General features: G+C 64.1%; 12 protein-coding genes and 1 tRNA gene. 3 read left to right on the forward strand and 10 right to left on the reverse strand.

The features are described 5' to 3' along the window. The first annotated feature begins 303 nt into the window (after positions 1–303). From AC5Y5E_RS27790 to AC5Y5E_RS27800, 3 genes are all read left to right on the forward strand, one after another. Positions 304–1,416, forward strand: coding sequence for a trypsin-like serine peptidase (locus AC5Y5E_RS27790; RefSeq protein WP_499906894.1), 1,113 nt, complete (start codon positions 304–306; stop codon positions 1,414–1,416). A gap of 12 nt (positions 1,417–1,428) precedes the next feature. Next, entirely contained in the window at positions 1,429–4,893 is a 3,465-nt protein-coding gene (locus tag AC5Y5E_RS27795) for a trypsin-like peptidase domain-containing protein (protein WP_499906786.1), read from the forward strand. Positions 4,894–4,961: 68 nt separating this feature from the next. After that, complete coding sequence (locus AC5Y5E_RS27800; RefSeq protein ID WP_499906788.1) at positions 4,962–5,444, forward strand: hypothetical protein; 483 nt, start codon at positions 4,962–4,964, stop codon at positions 5,442–5,444. 302 nt (positions 5,445–5,746) lie between these two features. Here the strand turns inward: AC5Y5E_RS27800 and AC5Y5E_RS27805 are convergent. The 10 genes from AC5Y5E_RS27805 to AC5Y5E_RS27850 all read right to left on the reverse strand — a co-directional run bounded on the left by AC5Y5E_RS27805 (position 5,747) and on the right by AC5Y5E_RS27850 (position 13,604). Further along, positions 5,747–5,820 (reverse strand) — tRNA-Pro (locus AC5Y5E_RS27805). Positions 5,821–5,880: 60 nt separating this feature from the next. Further along, complete coding sequence (locus tag AC5Y5E_RS27810) at positions 5,881–6,627, reverse strand: IclR family transcriptional regulator (RefSeq protein WP_499906790.1); 747 nt, start codon at positions 6,625–6,627, stop codon at positions 5,881–5,883. Beyond that, positions 6,624–7,454 (reverse strand): cyclase family protein, encoded by an 831-nt coding sequence (locus tag AC5Y5E_RS27815; protein ID WP_499906791.1) that lies wholly within the window; start codon positions 7,452–7,454, stop codon positions 6,624–6,626. The genes AC5Y5E_RS27810 and AC5Y5E_RS27815 overlap by 4 nt, the downstream gene beginning before the upstream one ends. Positions 7,455–7,467: 13 nt before the next feature. Next, positions 7,468–8,226 (reverse strand): SDR family NAD(P)-dependent oxidoreductase, encoded by a 759-nt coding sequence (locus AC5Y5E_RS27820; protein WP_499906793.1) that lies wholly within the window; start codon positions 8,224–8,226, stop codon positions 7,468–7,470. A gap of 202 nt (positions 8,227–8,428) precedes the next feature. Continuing rightward, a complete protein-coding gene (gene der / locus AC5Y5E_RS27825; RefSeq protein ID WP_499906795.1) occupies positions 8,429–9,829 on the reverse strand; it encodes a ribosome biogenesis GTPase Der in 1,401 nt (466 codons plus the stop codon). Continuing rightward, positions 9,826–10,497 carry a (d)CMP kinase gene (gene cmk / locus AC5Y5E_RS27830; RefSeq protein ID WP_499906797.1) on the reverse strand — a complete coding sequence of 224 codons (672 nt, stop codon included), beginning with the start codon at positions 10,495–10,497 and terminating at the stop codon, positions 9,826–9,828. The genes der and cmk overlap by 4 nt, the downstream gene beginning before the upstream one ends. After that, the gene (locus AC5Y5E_RS27835; RefSeq protein WP_499906799.1) at positions 10,494–11,237 is read right to left on the reverse strand and encodes a pseudouridine synthase; all 744 of its coding nucleotides are present in this window, start codon (positions 11,235–11,237) and stop codon (positions 10,494–10,496) included. The genes cmk and AC5Y5E_RS27835 overlap by 4 nt, the downstream gene beginning before the upstream one ends. Continuing rightward, positions 11,237–11,923, reverse strand: a complete 687-nt coding sequence (scpB, locus tag AC5Y5E_RS27840) for an SMC-Scp complex subunit ScpB (RefSeq protein ID WP_499906896.1) — start codon at positions 11,921–11,923, stop codon at positions 11,237–11,239. Before scpB ends, AC5Y5E_RS27835 begins: the two co-directional genes overlap by 1 nt. Positions 11,924–11,943: 20 nt before the next feature. Next, on the reverse strand, positions 11,944–12,744 hold the full coding sequence (locus tag AC5Y5E_RS27845) for a segregation/condensation protein A (protein ID WP_499906801.1): 801 nt from the start codon (positions 12,742–12,744) through the stop codon (positions 11,944–11,946). After that, positions 12,741–13,604 (reverse strand): ParA family protein, encoded by an 864-nt coding sequence (locus AC5Y5E_RS27850; RefSeq protein ID WP_499906802.1) that lies wholly within the window; start codon positions 13,602–13,604, stop codon positions 12,741–12,743. Before AC5Y5E_RS27850 ends, AC5Y5E_RS27845 begins: the two co-directional genes overlap by 4 nt. Position 13,605: the final 1 nt, after the last annotated feature.

A 13,605-nucleotide genomic window follows, 5' to 3' on the forward strand; every position in this document is an offset into this window, starting at 1 on the left:
CTCTACGACCAAAAACTGAACCCAACGTTCACAATTATGCAGCGCGGCGGCCCGGGCCGGGTCTCCTCTACGGGCAGCGACTTGGCGCATGCCTATTCATCTCGCCGGGAGTTTCGGTCGATGTGGGCGAGGAAGTGCCGTAGCACTTCCTCGGGCGCTTCGAGTTGCGGCCAGTGCCTGTCCATGTGGAATTCACTGTTCTGTCACTCTTTCGTGACAGGAAAATCTGAATCGTGATAATAGTCTTGGTCGGAATTCAAGACCGACCGATTTCCATCTCAATGGTTGTTCGTCGCCGTGACCATGCAACTGGTCTCGGCAGTTGCGAAAAACGCGATCGGCGGCGTCATGAAACGTCCCAGTTTGGGATTCGAGGGAAGCGGAGGAGGAGCGACGGTGGATTACCGCGAGGTCTTTCGAGATGAGGATTTGAGGGACGAATTCCTCGACCGCTTCAATCAACTCGAAGCCCAAGCTCGAGAACTCAGCAATCGAGGTCGTGGAGGATTCGAGGGGCTTGACAACATCAGTTACTCGGTCGATGACGCGGAAAACGCGGTGTCTGCCATGCAGGAGGGCAATTGGGACGGTGGTTCCAACCCCGGGCTGGAGGCAATCATCGAACGCTTCACCCGACCCGTGTACCTAGTCCAGGATGGGACATTTGGCCCACCTCGGGACGACTTCGACGATAGCGATTCCGTCGCCGATCGGCTTGAGAGGGCGCGTACGAAGTTGAATGGGGTGATCCCCAGCGCGGGCCGCATCGACCTCCGCAATCACCGCATGGCGTGGGTGGGCACCGGGTGGATGGTGGCACCGAACCTCGTAGTGACCAATCGGCACGTGGCAGCCGAATTTGCCAAGCCGGACGGCGATGGCTTCGTCTTCCGACAAAACTTCAACAAGAAGTCGATCGACGCGACACTCGACTTCCGCCAAGAGCATGAGCGCGACGTAAGCGCACGATTCCGCGTGAGGAAGGTGCGGTGGATCGAACCCGAGCCCTCCTTCGACGTCGCTCTGCTCGAAATCGTCGACCTAGGTGAGGAAAGCGAACACCAGCCGACAGTCCTCGACCTATCCTCGGCCCAGGAGATGGCCTCCGCCGGTCAACGATGGATCGGGGTAGTCGGCTACCCGGCTCGAGACAGTCGCAACGACTTCGCCGACCAACAGCGCATCTTCGACGGGATCTACAACGTCAAACGGCTGTCCCCGGGCAAGGTTACAGCGGTCCGCGCGGACGGTTTGCTTGAGCACGATGCCACCACCCTTGGTGGTTCGTCCGGATCGGCCGTCGTAGATCTTGAAACAGGAAGGGTCCTCGCCCTTCACTTCGGTGGGATCGAGCGCGAGGGCAACTTCGCAGTCCAGGCCACGCGTCTGGCGGACATCGTCGACAGGCACTGCTGAAGGAGTCATGTCGTGATCGAATGGAGCAATAGTCAGACCGACTGGACTAAGCCGGAGCCACTTGTGGCGGTTCAGTTATTGGCCGAAACCTATGGCCAACTCGACCAAATAAGGGAGTTAGCACGTTCCATAGAACTGGACGATGGTAGCGACCACGATGACAATGCTTCAGCAAACGAAGCCTGGATCCGTGTGCTCGGCGATGCGTCACGTTCGGGGAGGGTGCTGGATCTCGTGGCCGAGGTCATGTGCGATTCGACCGCCAAGGCTATTCACAATTCGTTGATTGAACTCCTCGGCAACGATCTGCCCATCGTCACTCTCAAGCTCGCGGCTCGAGGCAAAGCACCTTCTGCCCGGGTGGTCGAGAAGCTCGAAAGTCTTCGAGTCGATCCGTCGAGCGAGCCTATTGAGGGTCCGGAAGCACTCACATCCGCCAGCCTCGGGTTCGAGAGCACCCCCGCCGAGTTGGTGGCCAACATAAATCAAACGCGGCGCACCGCCCAGATTAGAAGAAACGGCCAGCCGATCGGAACTGGTGTGCTGATTGGGGACGATCTCCTGCTCACCGCCGCTCACGTCCTCGACGCCACACACTGGCCACCAGCAGATCTCGACGGCCTTGTCGCCGTCTTCGACTACAGCTTGGTGCCTTGGCTTAGCCCGGCCGAAACCGGCTCGGCGGTAGAGGTGATCGAATTCATCGAGGCGAGCCTTCCCACGTCGGGCGAGGTCGCTGGAGATGCAAAACGCGACTGGAATGCGCCGGAGACTGAACTCGACTTCGCGGTAGTTCGCCTCAAAGATCCTGTCGGCCGCGAACCGAAGGAGTGGCCGCGCGGTTACTACCGCCTCGACACCACGCCTTACGACTTCGCGAGCGCTTCTATTCTCCGAATCGTCCAGCACCCATTAGGACAGATGCAAACAACGTCATTTGTGAGAATCCCCCCGAGGATCAACCAGTTGGGAACCCGCATCCGGTACATCTCCAACACCCTTCAGGGGTCGTCCGGGTCATCGATAATCGACGTGCGCGGCCGACTTGTCGCCCTTCACCATTACAGTACCCGGGCGGAGAAACAGGGCGTGCCGTTCCAAGTGATCTCGAAGAGACTCCGCGGGGGCAAGAACGCGGCGCTGTTCCCGAAAGATGCTTCAGTAGATCCACTCATTGGCCCTCCATTTGCCACAAAGAACCCGGTCATGGCGGTCATCAGTCAACGGGTGCCGAGTTCGGAATATCTGCGGGTTGCGGTGGAACGAGTGAGCGAAATCGACCCAACCAACATCGGCGTGTCTCCGGCGGCGCAGGATGTCCTAGCCGGTGACGTGCTACCCCAGTATCTGCCACGCGAGGTCGACACCAAGTTATTGGAAGCCATTAAAGATGCAAATGCCGACCCAAGCAGGCCACTGGTTGTCGTTCGAGGCCCATCGAAGGTCGGAAAATCCAGAACGTTATTCGAAGCCCTGTGCAGATATGATTTGACGATTAATGAGATCGCATTGGTCGCTCCACAAAACAGATGTGAAGCAATCGCGAACATCGTCAACGCCCCGGAGAAGGTCGTGGCGCCAGACCGCGCTGCAGTGTTGTGGCTGGATGATCTTGAATATTTTCTTTCCCAAGGCCTGACGTGGCAGACGATAGTGAACTGGAAAAAAAGCGGGCCCGGCAGATTTGTCGTCGCAACCTACGGCGGCAAGCTCTTCGAAAAAAATCAAGGCATAGAGACTCCGAACAATCTTGTCGACGACTTCCTGGCACGAGCATGCAAAATCAACTTGGACCTGACCACCGAGTCGGAGTTGGAACCGCTGCGTGGCCAACTCGAGCTAGATTTCCAAATGGCGCGCGATTACGGGCTGGCCGCGTACCTGGTTGCTGGGGATCGGTTGGAAACCAAACTTACTTCCGGGGCATCACCCGAAGGACTGGCGATTGTGCGTGCTGCAGCTGACTGGGCACGATGCGGACGCACCGCGGCAGTCAGCCAAGAAATGCTGCACGACCTGTGGTTGAGTTACCTGCCAGCCGGCATCGAAGCCAGCGCACAAGCCTTCGCAAAAGGCATAGAGTGGGCAAAAGCGCCGGTAGCCGGGCGGATCCGGCTACTGGTACCTGCCGACAATGGTTACCGCGCCTATGACTACGTGACGAGGTTGATTAGCAACCAAGGAGAAACTCCAAGCGCGCGTGTTTGGGTGGCCGCCATCGAGACCGCTTCATCGTTTGAAGCCTATTACATGGGGACTCTCGCCTACCGTTCCTCTCGCTGGGGCGATGCCATTGACGCGTACACGCGAGCATCGCAGTCTGAGGACGACATCATCGCCGCCGCAGCCGGAGCCTTCCTCGGATGGGTACTGATTTGGCTGCGCGGCACACCTAAAACGCACTTCGACTATGCCTCGTCACCTTTGCTTGGCCGGTCCATCGACGCGGTTTACATCCTAAACCAAACCATCGCGCGATATGACGACGAGTCTCTTTCACTGATCCGCATGTCGGTAGCGAAGGCACGTATGATCCGCGCTTGGGCTTTCGGCGGCCTAGGTTTATTTGAAGACGCGATGTATAGCTTCAATCAAGTCATCGAACGCCATGCAGAGGACCCTAATACCGATGTGAGCAAGGACGTCGCGATAGCGCGTGAGCAATGTCACTACCTCAATAACGCACTAATAAATCTCGCCAAACGGGCGCAATCCGAAATACTTTTGATCAACCAGGTTGCTGACCAGCTCCCGGAATTTGAACAGATCGAGCAAATGAAAAAGATGTTCGATGAAGCGCAGCGATCGTTAAAAGACGCGGGGATCCCCAGCCTCGCAGACGGGATCGAGCAGTTGGAGGACGATCAGGATTTAACGGCCCGCACACGCGTAGCCTTAGCCACCAAGAGGGTTCAGCTATGTGCGGTACTTCGTGCTCTACACATGTTCGAAGAATCATTGGGCGTCTCTCAAATCGTCATTGAAAGTCACGCTAACGCCTCTGACCCAGCGCTACGCTTGCAAGTTGCGATCGCACTGAACAACCAGGGTTTCATACGCGGCATGCTCGAAGAGCACGCCCATGCGGCAAAGATCTTCCAACAAGTATTCGATCGCTACGAAAATGATTCCGATCCTGGGCTACAGGAACAAGTCGCGGTAGCGCTAACCAACAAAGGCGTCGTGCAGGCTGAACTTGGCCAATTTGCCGCCGCCGTCCAGAGCTATCAAAACGTTGTCGATCTCTACGGAACGCGCTCTGACCCTACGTCGCAGCAGCACGTCGCAATGGCGCAGACCCTCCAGAGCGTCGTGTTAGCTGGACTAGGCCAGTCTGCCGACACGGCCTACAAACAGATCATTGGCGCCTACGGTAATCATGGAAATCCCGCCATCCGCGAGCTAGTCGCGCGGGCCGCCGCGAAGCTTAACGCCCCAGAACACACTGGTCGACAGTCAGTGACATCAAGCGTCTAGGTTTCGAGCGACACAACGGCGAGCCAAGACGGCAGCAATATAGGTGATTAAAGCTGCAAAGAGAGGAAATGATGACTGCGCTTGGCCTCGGATACAGCTCTCTACGCAATAATGAAGGGTGGGTGTTTGGCTCTGAGGAAGCCGATTTGGTAAGAAACCCGCCTGAAAAGCAGGCTGAACAGTTTATTGGGCGTGTCCTGGCATACATACCCGCCGATGTGGTTGCGGGCTACACCCTGGCAGTTGCCCTAATCCCTTCAGGCGCGCATTGGCCCTGGATCGTCGTGGGGATATTCGGTGTGCTTGCGCCTTGCGCGACATATGTAGGTGCTCGAACGAGGGCTAAAAATCTGAATGTACGGCTAGAGCGAAGCAATATGCCGTGGTACCAAATTTGTGTCGCGCCGTTGGCATTTATCGCCTGGGTCATAGCGTTGCCTGGCAGCCCCTTCGATTCACTTTGGCCCGGGGGCGGCCTCAAGGCGTTGGTCCTCGGTGTGGGGATGGTGGTGATTCCGTGGTTGGGCCCGGACAGCGCGAATACCAAATAAAATCACAACGTTCTGGATTGGTGCACCTCGCACCGGATCCGCGATACCCGGTCTAGAACAACAAGTGTTCCAGTCTGACGTTGGGCGCGACCAGGTTCTCTTGATTGCCGGTCGCCTGGGGGCGGTCCCTAATGAGCGCACAGCTTGGACACCCGTGCAAATCAGCGTCTCTATCCCGGTCGGAATCTCGTCGGACTTTCATTTAAAATTTCAGGCCCCGCCGTCGGCAGCCCGACCCGGACAGATGAGGACATCATCGCTGGTGCTCGCAGGGACTGCGACACTACAGGGCCGACAAAACGTCGGGCTGACAGGATTTGAACCTGCGACCACTTGACCCCCAGTCAAGTGCGCTACCAAACTGCGCCACAGCCCGGATGCCGCCGGGATCACCGGCAGCAGGTCGACAGCCTACCTCAGACGACCCGCCACCCTGCTAACGCCCGAGCGACCTGCGAGTCTTCTCCACCCAGGCCAGCAGCGCCTCGGCAAGTTCGGATTCGCGGCGGTAGAACCGCTGCGCAGGCACGGGCACGCTGACCGCCACCACCTGCTCGCCCACTCCAGGCAGCACGGCACCCACCGCGCAGACGCCTTCGGTCTGCTCCTCGCGGTCGTAGGCGACACCGTCCTCACGGACGCGTTCGAGTTCCTTGCGTAGCGCCGCCGGCGTCGTGATGGTGTTGTCGGTTAGCCGGGCCAGCCGGTTCGGCACCACCTGCGCCTGCCGCTCGGGCGGCAGGCTCGCAAGCAGCGCTTTGCCATTGGCGCAGCAGTGCAACGGGAACGACTCCCCGACAGCGCTGATCGCCCGCAGCCGGTGGGGCGAGACGACCTGGTCGACAAACGTCGCGCGATCGCCGTCGAGGATCGAGAGGTCCACGGTCTCCTCCAGCTCGCGCGACAGCTCTTCCATGAACGGGTGCACGTCCATCACCACGCCCAGCCGCACGGTGGCGGCCATGCGCGCGATCTCGGGCCCGAGCCGATACGGGCCGCGGGCCCCCCGCGCGGCCACGAGACCCTCGTCGTCCAGCGCCCCCAGGATCCGGCTGACCGTGGAGCGCGCCATGCCCAACCGCTCGCCGATCTCGGCCTGGCTCAGCCCGCCGGGGTGGGCCTGCAGCAGCCGCAGCATGTCGGCTGCACGCGCGATGACCTGGACGCCGCCGTCGGAAGTCACGCCGCCTCGCCGGTCTCGAGGCGATAGGTCCCGGTGGGGTCGACGATCGCGACCAGCCGCACGATGCAGCCATCGCCGCCCAACCAGCGCCACGGGAACGCGGCGAAGGTGACGCGCTTGCCTGTGACCTTGTCCAGGTCTCCCCCGACGTTTTCGAAGCCGTAGATGCCCTTGGACAGGATCGCGCGGTGGCACGGCTCCCACTCCGGGAAGTCGTCGAGTACGCGACGGCCGGTCTCCTCCTCGTATTCCCTTACCGCCCAAGGCAGTAGCCCACCGGTGTGCTCGGCCGGGCCGTGCGGGGCGATCGCGGTGGCCATCGGGTGATCCAGCGCCTGGGTGTCGGTGCCGACGGCCTTCACGCCCTTGGCCGCGAACCACTCCCCGGCCTCCTCGTAGAAGCCCGGCGAGTAGGCGTAGTACTCGGCGCTGTCGGCGTAGGTGTGGTGCCAGCCGGTGTTGACGATGACGATGTCGCCGGGCCGGATCTGCGGCGTGGCCTTCTCCAAGTCCTCCGCCGTCACGACCTCCCACTTCTTCTTCGGGATCGAGACGACGACGCCGGTGCCGAAGAACGCGCTCAGCGGGATCTCATCCAGAAACGGCGTGCCCTCGACGACATGCGCGGGCGCGTCGATGTGGGTACCGGAATGCATTACGGTGGTGATCTTTTGGGTCAGCACCCGGCTTTTCGCCATGTTGTGCAGGCGCTCGATCCTCACGTCCTCGAAATAGGGCCACGCCGGCACCCCGTGCCCCCATGGGTGGGACAGGTCGTAGAACTCCAACTTCGACTCGGCTTCACCGAGAGGCCAACTGATACTCATGGTTTCCTTTCAATCAACACGCGGTGTAGCCGCCGTCGAGATACATCACCTGGCCGGTGAAGAAGCTCGACGCATCGCTCAGCAGATAGATCAGGGCGCCGACAAAGTCGTCCGGCTCGGCGAAGCGGCGCAACGGGATTCGGGCGAACATCGCCTCGCGCGTTTGCCGGCCCTTCTCGTCGTCGGCAAACATCCACTCGGTCAACTCTGACCGGAAAACCGTTGGGGCAAGCGCGTTCACGCGGATGCCGCGCGGGCCCCATTCGGCGGCAAGGCTCTTGGCCAGCAGGTCGGTGGCGCCCTTGGACGGGCAGTAGGCGCTGTAGCCGGCGGGGTGGCCGAGGGAGCCCCGCACCGACGAGACGAGGACGACGCTGCCGCCGGCGCCCTGGTCCAGCAGTACCCGCCCCGCCGCCTGGCACACCAGCCAGGCGCCGCGAGCGTTGGCGGCCATCACCGTGTCGTAATCCTCGACGGCCATCTTGGTGATCGGCGCGACGTGGTTCATGCCCGAAGCCACCAGGAGCCCGTCGAGGCGGCCATGCCGGGCGACCGCCGCCTCCACCATCTCTTGAGCGTCCGCGGCGCATTCAGGGCGTCGGGCGACTATCGCGGCATCGTCGATGCCGAGTTCGTCCAGTCCGGTGGCGTTGCCGCCGGCCAGCGTCAGCCGGGCCCCGGCCTCGGACAGGGCCCGCGCCGCGACGCTGCCGAGGGCGCCGGTCGCGCCGGTGATCAGGATTGACTTGTCCTCGACGCTGAACAGCTTCATCGCTGTCTCTCCGTAATTCCTACGATGCGGGTATTTCAACCCGATATACGAGAGACGTTAGAGCGGAGCGGCAGGCGAAGTCAACGATTGTTCCTGTGATGTAGCTTTCACATCCCACATCGCAGGATTAGGAGCACGGTGATATCGCGGGCGCTATCGCTTTCGAGAATCGCCGCTTGGTCCGAAGAGACCCCGCTGGCCCTCAGCGCCGCCTGGCTCCCCGCTTCTCGCGCACGCGCACGTTGATGCGAATCGGCGAACCCTCGAACCCGAACGCCTCGCGCAGCCGCCGCTCCAGGAAGCGCCGGTAACCGGCCTCGAGAAAGCCGGTGGTGAACAGCACGAACGTCGGCGGGCGGGCGGTGGCCTGGGTGGCGAAGAGAATGCGCGGCTGCTTTCCGCCACGCACCGGGGGCGGCGTGGCCGCCACGACCTCCTTGATCCAGGTGTTCAGCTGGCCGGTGGAGATCCGCTTGTCCCAGGACTCCAGCGCCGTCTCCATCGCCGGCACCAGCTTCTGCACTGCGCGGCCGGTCTTGGCGGAGATGTTGACCCGCTGCGCCCAGCGCAGTTGCGCAAGTTCGCGGTCGATCTCGCGCTCCAGCATGTCGCGGCGGTCCTCGTCGACCAGGTCCCATTTGTTGAAGGCCAGCACCAGCGCGCGGCCGGCCTCGATCACCATCGACAGCACCCGCTGGTCCTGTTCGGTCAGCGTCTCGGCGGCGTCGATCAGCACGACCACGACCTCGGCCGCGTCGATGGCCGAGTGGGTGCGCACCGAGGCGTAGAACTCGTGGCCGCTGGCCTGGCCTACCTTGCGGCGCAGCCCGGCGGTGTCGACGAACCGCCACACCTTGCCGCCCAATTCGATGAGCGAGTCCACCGGGTCCACCGTCGTGCCGGCGACGTCGTGTACCACCGAACGTTGGTCTCCCGCAAGCTTGTTCAGCAGCGAGCTCTTGCCCACGTTGGGCTTGCCGACCAGCGCCACGCGTCGGGGACCGCCCGCCGCCGGCGCCGCCTCGGACACCTCGGGCAGCTTGGCCAGCACCTCGTCGAGCAGATCGGCGACACCGCGGCCGTGCATGGCGCTGATCGCGTGTGGTTCGCCGAGGCCCAGCGACCACAACGCGGCGGCGTCGGCCTCGCCCCTCTCGCTGTCAACCTTGTTGGCGGCCAGGAAGACCGGCTTGCCCGAGCGCAGCAGGATGCGGGCGGCGGCCTCGTCGGCCGCGGTGGCGCCGACGGTGGCGTCCACCACCAGGATCACCGCGTCCGCGGTGCGCATGGCCACCGACGCCTGCTCGGCCACCAGCTGCTGCAGGCCCTTGGCGTCGGGCTCCCATCCCCCGGTGTCCTGCACGACGAACCGGCGCCCGGTCCACAGCGCGTCGTAAGACACCCGGTCGCGCGTGACCCCGGGGACGTCCTGCACCACCGCCTCGCGCCGCCCGAGAATCCGGTTGACCAGAGTGGACTTGCCGACGTTGGGCCGGCCCACCACCGCGACGACGGGCGCGGGCCCGGCCTCCTCGATATCCGAATGGTCGGAATCCGTGAGCTCCCAATCGCTTTCGTCGGACCAAGTGCCGTCGGACGTCATCGCACCGCCCCGCTCTTCTGCCGCACCAGCTCGAGCAAGTGGGCGATCACCTGCGCCTCGCTCATGTCGCTGGTGTCGACAACGACAGCGTCGGAGGCCGCGCGCAGCGGCGACACCGCCCGGGTGGAGTCGAGGTGGTCGCGACGGCGCACGTCGCCCAGCACGCCCTCGTAGTCATCAGCCAACCCCGACGCGACGTTCTGATCGTTGCGGCGTCGCGCCCGCGTCTCGGCCGACGCGGTCAAAAAGATCTTCACCGGCGCCTCGGGCAACACCACGGTCCCGATGTCACGTCCCTCGACGACCACGCTGCCGGGCCCCTCTGCCAGGGCCCGCTGCAACTCCACCAGCCGGGCGCGCACGGCCGGCACCGCCGACACCGCAGAGACCGCCCGGGTCACCTCGTCGCCGCGGATCTCTACCGAAACATCTTCTCCGGCAAGGAAGTAGTGCTCATCGTCCACCGACAACGGCACACCCGACGCGACCGCCTCAACCGCCTCGGCATCACCCGGGTCGACCCCGGCGCGCAGCACCGCCAGCGTCACGATCCGGTACATCGCCCCGGTGTCCAGGTAGCGGGCGCCCAGCGCCCGCGCCACACCCTTCGACACCGAGGACTTTCCGGTCCCCGCCGGCCCGTCGATGGCCACAACGACGCCCGTCACAAGCCCACCGCCTTGTAGAGCGCACCGACCTCGTCGCGCCGCAACGCGCGGATGCTGCCCGGACGCTGGTCGCCCAGCGTCACCGCGCCGATGTCGGTGCGCACCAGCGCCTCCACCGGGAACCCGGCGGCCCCGAGCAGCCGGCGCACGATCCGGTTGCGCCCCTCATGCAATGTCAAGCGCACCAACGTCTTCCCGGGGATGGCGTCCACCACCGCGAAGTCGTCGACGCGCGCCACGCCGTCGTCCAGCTCGATTCCGGCGCGCAGCTTCTTGCCCAGCCCGCGCGGCACGGTCCCCGCCACCGTCGCCAGGTAGGTCTTGGGCACCTCGTGCGAAGGATGCATCAACCGGTGCGCCAGCTCGCCATCGTTGGTCAGCAGGATCAGCCCCTCGGTGTCGGCGTCGAGCCGCCCGACGTGAAAGAGGTTCTTGTTGCCCCGAACCCGGCGCTGGATCAGATCGCCGATGCACGGCCGGCCACGCTCGTCGGACATGGTCGAGTGCATGCCACGCGGCTTGTTCAGCGCCAGGTACACCATCGAGTCGTCGACGACCACCCGGGCCCCGTCGACGCGGATCACCGAGGCGTCCGGGTCGACCCGCGTCCCGAGCTCGGTCACCACCTGCCCGTCCACCTCGACGCGGCCGTCGATGATCAGCTTCTCGGCCGCCCGCCGCGAGGCAATTCCGGCCTGGGACAAGACTTTCTGCAGCCGGACCCCTTCAGTCTCCGCCATCAATCCTTGTCCACATCGAAGGACAGCGACTGCTCGGAGGCCGAACCGCCCGCGAGTTTGATGAAACGTGGCTCGCTGTCCAGGGATTCGCTGAGGTCCTCGATCGTGTCGACGTCGGGCAGCAGCGGCGCGATGTCGGGAAGGTCGCCCAGCGACTCCAATCCCAGGCGCTCCAGGAACAGCTCGGTGGTGGCGAACGTCGTCGCGCCGGTGTCGTCGTCGACGCCGGCCTCGGTGATCAGACCGCGGGCCAGCAGGGTGCGCATGACGGCGTCGACGTTGACGCCGCGCACCGCGCTGACCCGCGCGCGGGTCACGGGCTGGCGGTAGGCGACCACGGCCAGCGTCTCCAGCGCGGCGCGGGTGAGTTTGGAGCGCGCCCCGTCCAACAGCAGCTTCTCCACGTAGGGCGCGAACCGGGCACGGGTGTACATCCGCCAGCCCTCGCTGTTTTGCCGCAGATCGATGCCGCTGTCGCGCTCGGCGAGTTCCTCGGACATCTGCTGCAGCTTGGCCGCGATCCGGTAGACGGGTTGCCCGGTGGCCGCGCCCAGCGCCTCGACGGTGACCGGGGTGTCCACCACCAGCAACAGCGCCTCCAGCACGGACCCGAGTTCGTCGGCGTCCATCGGCGCCGCCTCGGCGATCTCGATCCCCAGATCGATTTCGGGCAGCTCGTCGGTCAGCTCTTCGGGCAAATCTTCAGTCATTCGTCACGCACTTCTGCCGGCCGTTCCCCGGTCCACGAAATTTGGAGCACGCCAAGCGGCTCTGACTGGTCGAATGCTACCGTCCGGCTCCGATACAGCTCGAGCAGCGCGAGAAAGCGCCCGACCACCTCGATCGGCGCCTCACAGTCGGCGACCAGCTCCGAAAACGTCGCCCAGTGGCCGCTGCCCCGGGCCTCGAGGATCTCCAGCAGCTTCTTGGCCTGCTCGGGAACCGAGACCGCCAGCTCGTGCAGGTGTCCGAGGGACACCGTCGGCACCGGCCGCGGGGTGAACGCGACCGCGGCGATCTGGGCGAACCGTTCGGCGTCGACGCCGATCATCACCTCCGGGAGCAGCTCGGTGAACCGGTCCTCCAGCGAGACCGCGCGCGGATAGCTGCGCAGCGCGGCGGCCTCCAGCTCGGCGAACATCTCCGCGACGTGCTTGAACGCCCGGTACTGCAGCAGCCGGGCGAACAGCAGGTCGCGCACCTCCAGCAGCGCCAGGTCCTCTTCGTCGTCGATCTGCCCGGCCGGCAGCAGGCGCGCGGCCTTGAGATCGAGCAGCGTCGCGGCGATCACCAGGAACGCGGTGGTCTCCTCCAGCCCCAGCTGGGACCCGATCTCCTTGGTGTAGGCGATGAAGTCGTCCGTGACCTGGTGCAGCGCGACCTCGGTGACATCGAGGCGATGGGCGAAGATCAGCTGCAGCAGCAGATCGAACGGCCCCTCGAAGTTCGTGAGGCGGACCTGGAAGCCGGTCTGGGGTGGCGCCTCACCGTTGGCGGTTGAGTTCACGCGCCGAATCGGTGGATGAACTCGCGGGCCAGCGAGCGGTACGCGATGGCGCCGGCCGACCGGGGCGCCCAGGTGGTGATCGGTTCGCCCGCCACGCTGGTCTCCGGGAACCGGACGGTCCGGGTGATCACGGTGTCGAACACCAGGTCGCCGAAGCGCTCCACGACACGGGCCATCACCTCGCGCGCGTTGACGGTGCGCGGGTCGTAGCGGGTGAGCAGGATGCCGCTGATCTCCAGCTTCGGGTTGAGCCGGTCGCGCACCTTCTCGACGGTGTCGGTGAGCAGCGCGAGACCGCGCAGGGAGAAGTACTCGCACTCGGTGGGGATGACGACGCCGTCGGCGCAGGCCAGCCCGTTGACGGTCAGCAGGCCCAGGGACGGCTGGCAGTCGATCAGCACGTAGTCGTAGCGGTCCAGCACCGGATACAGCGCGCGGCCCAGGGTCTGCTCGCGGCCCACCTCGTTGACCAGCTGGATCTCGGCGGCCGACAGGTCGATGTTGCTGGGCACCAGGTCCATGTGGTTGACCCGGGTTTTGAGCAGCACGTCGTCGATCGACACCCGCGGTTCCACCAGCACGTTGTGGATGGTCTTCTCCAGCTCGTAGTGCGGCACGCCCAGGCCTGCGGACAGGGCGCCCTGCGGGTCCATGTCCACCAGCAGGACGCGGCGGCCGTACTCGGCGAGCGCGGCGCCCAGGTTGATGGTCGACGTGGTCTTCCCGACGCCGCCCTTCTGGTTGCACATCGCGACGACCTTGGCCGGGCCGTGCGAGGTGCGCGGGGCCGGCTCGGGGATCGCCCTTGGCGGGCGTCCCGTCAAGCCGATCTCGACGCCGTTTTCCGGGTGCTCGGTCATC

The organism is Mycobacterium sp. NGS54 (assembly GCF_059812465.1).

Excerpts from the sequence above, each read along its gene's own strand:
- AC5Y5E_RS27800 (WP_499906788.1), top strand. The coding sequence starts at position 4,962 with ATGATGACTGCGCTTGGCCTCGGATACAGCTCTCTACGCAATAATGAA.
- AC5Y5E_RS27815 (WP_499906791.1), bottom strand. The coding sequence starts at position 7,454 with ATGAGTATCAGTTGGCCTCTCGGTGAAGCCGAGTCGAAGTTGGAGTTC.
- der (WP_499906795.1), bottom strand. The coding sequence starts at position 9,829 with ATGACGTCCGACGGCACTTGGTCCGACGAAAGCGATTGGGAGCTCACG.
- AC5Y5E_RS27790 (WP_499906894.1), top strand. The coding sequence starts at position 304 with ATGCAACTGGTCTCGGCAGTTGCGAAAAACGCGATCGGCGGCGTCATG.
- AC5Y5E_RS27835 (WP_499906799.1), bottom strand. The coding sequence starts at position 11,237 with ATGGCGGAGACTGAAGGGGTCCGGCTGCAGAAAGTCTTGTCCCAGGCC.
- AC5Y5E_RS27820 (WP_499906793.1), bottom strand. The coding sequence starts at position 8,226 with ATGAAGCTGTTCAGCGTCGAGGACAAGTCAATCCTGATCACCGGCGCG.
- AC5Y5E_RS27850 (WP_499906802.1), bottom strand. The coding sequence starts at position 13,604 with ATGACCGAGCACCCGGAAAACGGCGTCGAGATCGGCTTGACGGGACGC.